This window comes from Desulfuromonadales bacterium (genome assembly GCA_035620395.1).
Lineage (GTDB): Bacteria > Desulfobacterota > Desulfuromonadia > Desulfuromonadales > DASPGW01 > DASPGW01.
In genome coordinates, this window is record DASPGW010000060.1 from 1 (window position 1) to 4,768 (window position 4,768).

Here is a 4,768-nt window from a genome sequence, read left to right on the forward strand (position 1 = left end):
GGGGAGCAGCGCCACCGCCGTCAATCCCGGCGAGAGCCGCAGCAGCATGACCAGGGTGAAGGCGTAGAGCAGGGCGGTGTTGATCAGCGTCAGCACGCCGAAACCGGCGAACATCCGCACATTGGCCAGGTCGTTGGTGAAACGCGAGAGGAGGTCGCCGGTGCGGTGCCGGTCCAGGAAGCGGGCGTCGACGGCGAGCAGCCGGGCCAGCAGGTCGCGGCGCAGATCGACCTCGATCCAGCGGGCGGCATGCAGGTAGCGCCGCCGGGAAAGAATGCGGGTCGCGCCGCGCACCAGGGCCACGGCCATCAGCACGCCGGCAAGCAGCGGCAGTTCGCCGGGGCGGCCGGCGGCCACGGCATCAACGCCCAGCTTGAGCAGCCAGGGGATGAGCAGGGAGAGGACGTTGGTCGCTGCCAGCCAGAGGAGCCCGACCAGGAGGGCGCCGCGGTAGGCATCGAGGTAGGGGAGCAGGCGGCGCAGGGTGCTCACGCCGCACCCTCCCCCGGGGGCGGTGCGGCCTGACCGGCGAAGGCCGGATGGCCGCGCAGCAGCTCGAGCAGCAGGTCGGCGGCGACGCCGTTGGCGATGCCGGTGCCGAGGGAGAAGAGGAGCAGGAAGGGGAAGAGGGTCCAGATGCCGTCGTGCCGGATCAGCAGCAGCCAGGCGATCAGCACCTGCCCGGCGGCATGGCCGGCGGCGCCGAGAACCGAGACGCCGACCGGCCCGAGACGGCGGCCGGCGAGGGCCCGCGCCCCGGTCATCAGGGCGACGGCCGCCACGCCCCCGGAAAGGGAGAGGAGAAACCCGGGGGAGAAGAGGGTGCCGAGAAAGAGGGAGCCGACCGCGATCCGCGCCAGGGTGACGCTCCAGGCGGCGCGCCCCCCGTAGAGGAAGAGGGCGGTGAGGGTGAGGATGTTGGCGAAGCCGAGGCGGAACCAGGGCGCGGGGGACGGCAGCAGCGCCTCGAGGGTGTGCAGGGCCACCGCCAGGGCGATGAAGAGGGCGAGAAAGATCCGGCGGCGGATGCGCTCGAGTTCGGCAGGATCAACGGCTGAGGAGATCATAGTCCTTCGCTTCGTCGCCGGCATCCCCCTCGATATGCAGCAGCAGCGCATTGGGGACGCAGGCGATCAGTTCCCCCCGGCGGGAGACCTCTCCCATCCCCATGCAGACCTTGTTCGGGCAGGAGGCGGCGGCAATGCAGGCCCGGCCCTGGCGGATCGCCACGACCGTCTCCCCGTGCGGGCCGGGGAGGGCAACGGTGCGGTCGTCCCGGAGCGGCGCGGTGAAGACGACCCGCCCCTCCTGCTCCACCACCACCTGCGCGCCCCGCGGCCGCTGGCCGACCAGAAAGAAGGCGGCGCCGACGCCCAGCAGCAGGATCAGGACCACCAGCCGGTCGAGGGGGGTCAGCCGCCGCCAGATCGCCTTCAGCGCCACGTCAGCCTCGCCTCCAGCCCCGGCGTCACGTGCGGCGTACCGTCGGCGGCGACGATCAGTCCCTCCGTCGCCGGGAAGCGCCGCAGCAGGGCGAGCCCCTCTTCCGGGCCGAGGACGAAGGCGGCGGTGGACAGGGCATCGGCGAGGGCGGCGCTCGGCGTCACCACCGTCACGCTCCGGCAGCGGCCGGCCGGGTAGCCGGTGCGCGGATCGAAGATGTGGTGGTAGCGGACGCCGTCCCGCTCGAAGAACCGCTCGTAATCGCCCGAGGTCGACACGGAGGTGTCGGCCAGCGCCAGCAGCGCCAGCTGCCCGGCGGCATCCCGGGGGTGCTGCACGGCGATGCGCCAGGGGCGGCCCCCGTGGTCGCCGATCAGCCGGATGTTGCCGCCGGCGTTGACCGCCGCGCTCTCGATCCCGGCCCGGCGCAGCAGTTCGACGGCCCGGTCGACGGCATACCCCTTGGCGATGGCGCCGAGATCGACGGCCAGGGTCGGCTGCGCCTTCTCGACCCGGCGGCCGTCGAGACGCAGGTCGCGCAGGCCGGTGCCGGCGAGGGCCTGGCGGATCTCCGCGGGAGTCGGCACCCGCGGGGCTTCCGTCTCGATCCCCCAGAGTTCCTTGAGCCGTCCCATCCCCATGTCGAAAGCGCCGCCGCTTTCGGCGGCGACCTGCAGCCCGAGGGCGATGACTTCGGCCGTCTCCGGAGCAACCTCGGCCCCTTGCTCCGCAGCGCTCAGGCGGGCGACGTCGCTCCCCTCCCCCGCCGGCCGCATCAGGGCCTCGATTCTGGCCATCTCCGCAAAGGCGTCGGCCACCGCCGCTTCCAGCCGGCCCGGGTCGGCGCCGAAGGCGGAGATCTCCACCACCGTCCCCATCAGGATGCGGCTGCGGCTGAGCTGCTGCGGCCGTTCCCCGGCGCAGCGCTGCAGCGCCAGGAAACCGAGCAGGGCAAGGAGCAGGAGGATGACCAGCGGGCGGGTGAGGGACAAGGAGTCTATTCCTCGACGATTTCGCCGATCAGATCGTACTCGGAGGAATCGGTGATGCGCAAAGGGACGATGGCGCCGATATCGGCCTGGCCGCTGGTGATGTAGACCAGGCCGTCGACGTCGGGCGCCTGGCGGACGCTGCGGCCGCGCAGCAGCAGCTCGGTCTCCTCGCTGAAGCCTTCCACCAGCACCGGCTCGACGTTGCCGACGAGGGCCCGGTTCTTGCGGAAGGAGACCCGGCTCTGCGCCTTCATCAGCTTTTGGTAGCGACTCTTCTTGGTGCGCTCCGGAATCTGGCTTTCGAGGGTGGCGGCAGCCGTCCCCTCCTCCCGCGAGTAGCGGAAAACCCCGACCCGTTCGAAATGCCCCTCGTTGACGAAGTCGAGCAGGGCGCCAAACTGCTCCTCGGTCTCGCCGGGGAAGCCGACGATAAAGGAGGTGCGCAGGGTGATGTCGGGCACCCGCCGGCGGATCCGTGCCAGCAGTTCGCGGATGGCGGCCTGGTCGACGCGGCGGTTCATCATGGCGAGGATGGTGTCGTCGACGTGCTGCAGGGGAACGTCGAGGTAGTTGCAGATCTTCTCCTCGGCGGCCATCAGGTCGAGCAGCTCGTCGCTGATGCCGTCGGGATAGGCATAGAGCAGGCGCAGCCACTGCAGACCCTCGATCCTGACCAGCTCACGCAGCAGCTCCTCCAGGCGGGCGCCGTCATCGCGGTCGGCGCCGTAGGCGGTGACATCCTGGGCGATCAGGTTCACTTCCTTGACCCCGGCGCCGACCAGCCGCCGCACCTCCTCGACGACCGAGGCGACGGAACGGGACCGAAGAGTGCCGCGCAGCTGCGGAATGATGCAGTAGGAGCAGTGGTTGACGCACCCCTCGGCGATCTTGACGTAGGTCGAGTAGAACGGCGAGGACTGGACGCGCGGCGTCGTGTGGTCGTAGAGGTATTCGGGCAGGCCGACCGACTGCAGCGTCTCCTTGCCGCGGCTGCGGGCATCGAGCAGCTCGACGATGCGCGGCGCATCCCCCGTCCCCATGAAGAGATCGACCTCCGGCAGCTCCTTGGCCAGTTCCTCCTGGTAGCGCTGGGGGAGGCAACCGGTCACCACCAGCAGGCGGCAGCGGCCGCTCTTCTTGTGGTCGGCCACCTCGAGGATGGTCTCCACCGACTCCTCCTTCGCCTCCTTGATGAAGGAGCAGGTGTTGACGATGATGATGTCGGCCTGGGCCTCGTCGGTGACGATCTCGAACCGGTCGGCGGGCAGATGCCCCAGCATGACCTCGGCATCGACCAGGTTTTTCGGACAGCCGAGGCTGACCAGACTCACTTTCTGTTTCATGGATTTCCTGTTATTGGCGGAAGTTGATGAATTGCAGCTCGATCCCCACATCCTTCCCCTTGAGGAACTGGATGGCCTCCTGCAGATCGTCGATCTGTTTTCCCGTCACCCGCACCTGGTCTTCCATGATCTGCGGCTGCACCTTGAGCTTGGTCTCCTTGATCAGGGCGATGATCTCCTTCCCCTTCTCCTTGGAGATGCCCTGGACGATGCCGACCTTCTGCCGCACCGCACCGCCGGAGGCCGGCTCCTTCTTGGCGAAATCGAGGCATTTGGCCGAAACGCCGCGTTTGACCAGCTTCCCCTTGAGGATGTCGACCACCGCCTGCAGCTTGTAGTCGTCGGCCGCCAGGATGTTGATGGCGTCCTTCTCCAGGGCGATCTCGTTGTGCGTCCCCTTGAAGTCGTAGCGCTGCTCGATCTCCTTGCGGGTCTGGTTGACGGCGTTGTCGACCTCCTGCATGTCGACCTTGGAAACGATGTCGAAACTCGGCATGGGCAATCCTCCGCTGCGAAAGCTTACTGAATCGATGACTTATAACACGAAACCGTTTCGAAAAAAAAGCCTCTATCCCGAAAACCCTCGCCTCACTTGAGTACGCGATAGATATCCTTCCGGTGCCCGATGTGGATGACCGAAACCAGAACGACATCAGCCTGGACCTCGTAGATGATCCGGTAATCACCCACCCGGATGCGGTACAGAGGCGGTTCTTTCGAGCCGGAAAGCTGCTTGCAGCCGGGTGGGCGGGGAATTTCGGAGAGGGCGCGAATGGCGTTGTCGATGGCAAGGGCGAGGCGACGGTCGGCCCGGGCCAGCTCGATGAGGCTTTTTTGAGCCGCGGGGAGGATTCTGATTTCGAACACGGATTACTTTTCCCCGAGTCCGAGGGTCTTCCGGAATTCCTCATAGGAGACGGCCTTGTCGCGTTCCTTCAAGGCTTCCCGGACCGCCGCCAGATCGACGCGGTCCTCCAGCTCTTCCAGAAG

The 4,768-nt window shown here is 67.8% G+C and carries 7 protein-coding genes; all 7 read right to left on the reverse strand.

The window, feature by feature from the left end:
* A partial coding sequence (locus VD811_03770) for an ABC transporter transmembrane domain-containing protein (protein HXV20095.1) occupies positions 1-492 on the reverse strand: 492 nt, incomplete at its 3' end.
* Complete coding sequence (locus tag VD811_03775) at positions 489-1,067, reverse strand: Gx transporter family protein (GenBank protein ID HXV20096.1); 579 nt, start codon at positions 1,065-1,067, stop codon at positions 489-491. The genes VD811_03775 and VD811_03770, both read right to left, overlap by 4 nt.
* On the reverse strand, positions 1,048-1,443 hold the full coding sequence (locus VD811_03780; GenBank protein HXV20097.1) for a NusG domain II-containing protein: 396 nt from the start codon (positions 1,441-1,443) through the stop codon (positions 1,048-1,050). The genes VD811_03775 and VD811_03780 overlap by 20 nt, the downstream gene beginning before the upstream one ends.
* Positions 1,434-2,435, reverse strand: a complete 1,002-nt coding sequence (locus VD811_03785; protein HXV20098.1) for an FAD:protein FMN transferase — start codon at positions 2,433-2,435, stop codon at positions 1,434-1,436. The genes VD811_03780 and VD811_03785 overlap by 10 nt, the downstream gene beginning before the upstream one ends.
* 5 nt (positions 2,436-2,440) lie before the next feature.
* Positions 2,441-3,778, reverse strand: coding sequence for a 30S ribosomal protein S12 methylthiotransferase RimO (rimO, locus tag VD811_03790; protein HXV20099.1), 1,338 nt, complete (start codon positions 3,776-3,778; stop codon positions 2,441-2,443).
* A gap of 10 nt (positions 3,779-3,788) precedes the next feature.
* Positions 3,789-4,274 carry a YajQ family cyclic di-GMP-binding protein gene (locus VD811_03795; GenBank protein HXV20100.1) on the reverse strand — a complete coding sequence of 162 codons (486 nt, stop codon included), beginning with the start codon at positions 4,272-4,274 and terminating at the stop codon, positions 3,789-3,791.
* 92 nt (positions 4,275-4,366) lie between these two features.
* Positions 4,367-4,645 carry a type II toxin-antitoxin system RelE/ParE family toxin gene (locus VD811_03800; GenBank protein ID HXV20101.1) on the reverse strand — a complete coding sequence of 93 codons (279 nt, stop codon included), beginning with the start codon at positions 4,643-4,645 and terminating at the stop codon, positions 4,367-4,369.
* Positions 4,646-4,768: the final 123 nt, after the last annotated feature.

Excerpts from the sequence above, each read along its gene's own strand:
- rimO (HXV20099.1), bottom strand. The coding sequence starts at position 3,778 with ATGAAACAGAAAGTGAGTCTGGTCAGCCTCGGCTGTCCGAAAAACCTG.
- VD811_03795 (HXV20100.1), bottom strand. The coding sequence starts at position 4,274 with ATGCCGAGTTTCGACATCGTTTCCAAGGTCGACATGCAGGAGGTCGAC.
- VD811_03775 (HXV20096.1), bottom strand. The coding sequence starts at position 1,067 with ATGATCTCCTCAGCCGTTGATCCTGCCGAACTCGAGCGCATCCGCCGC.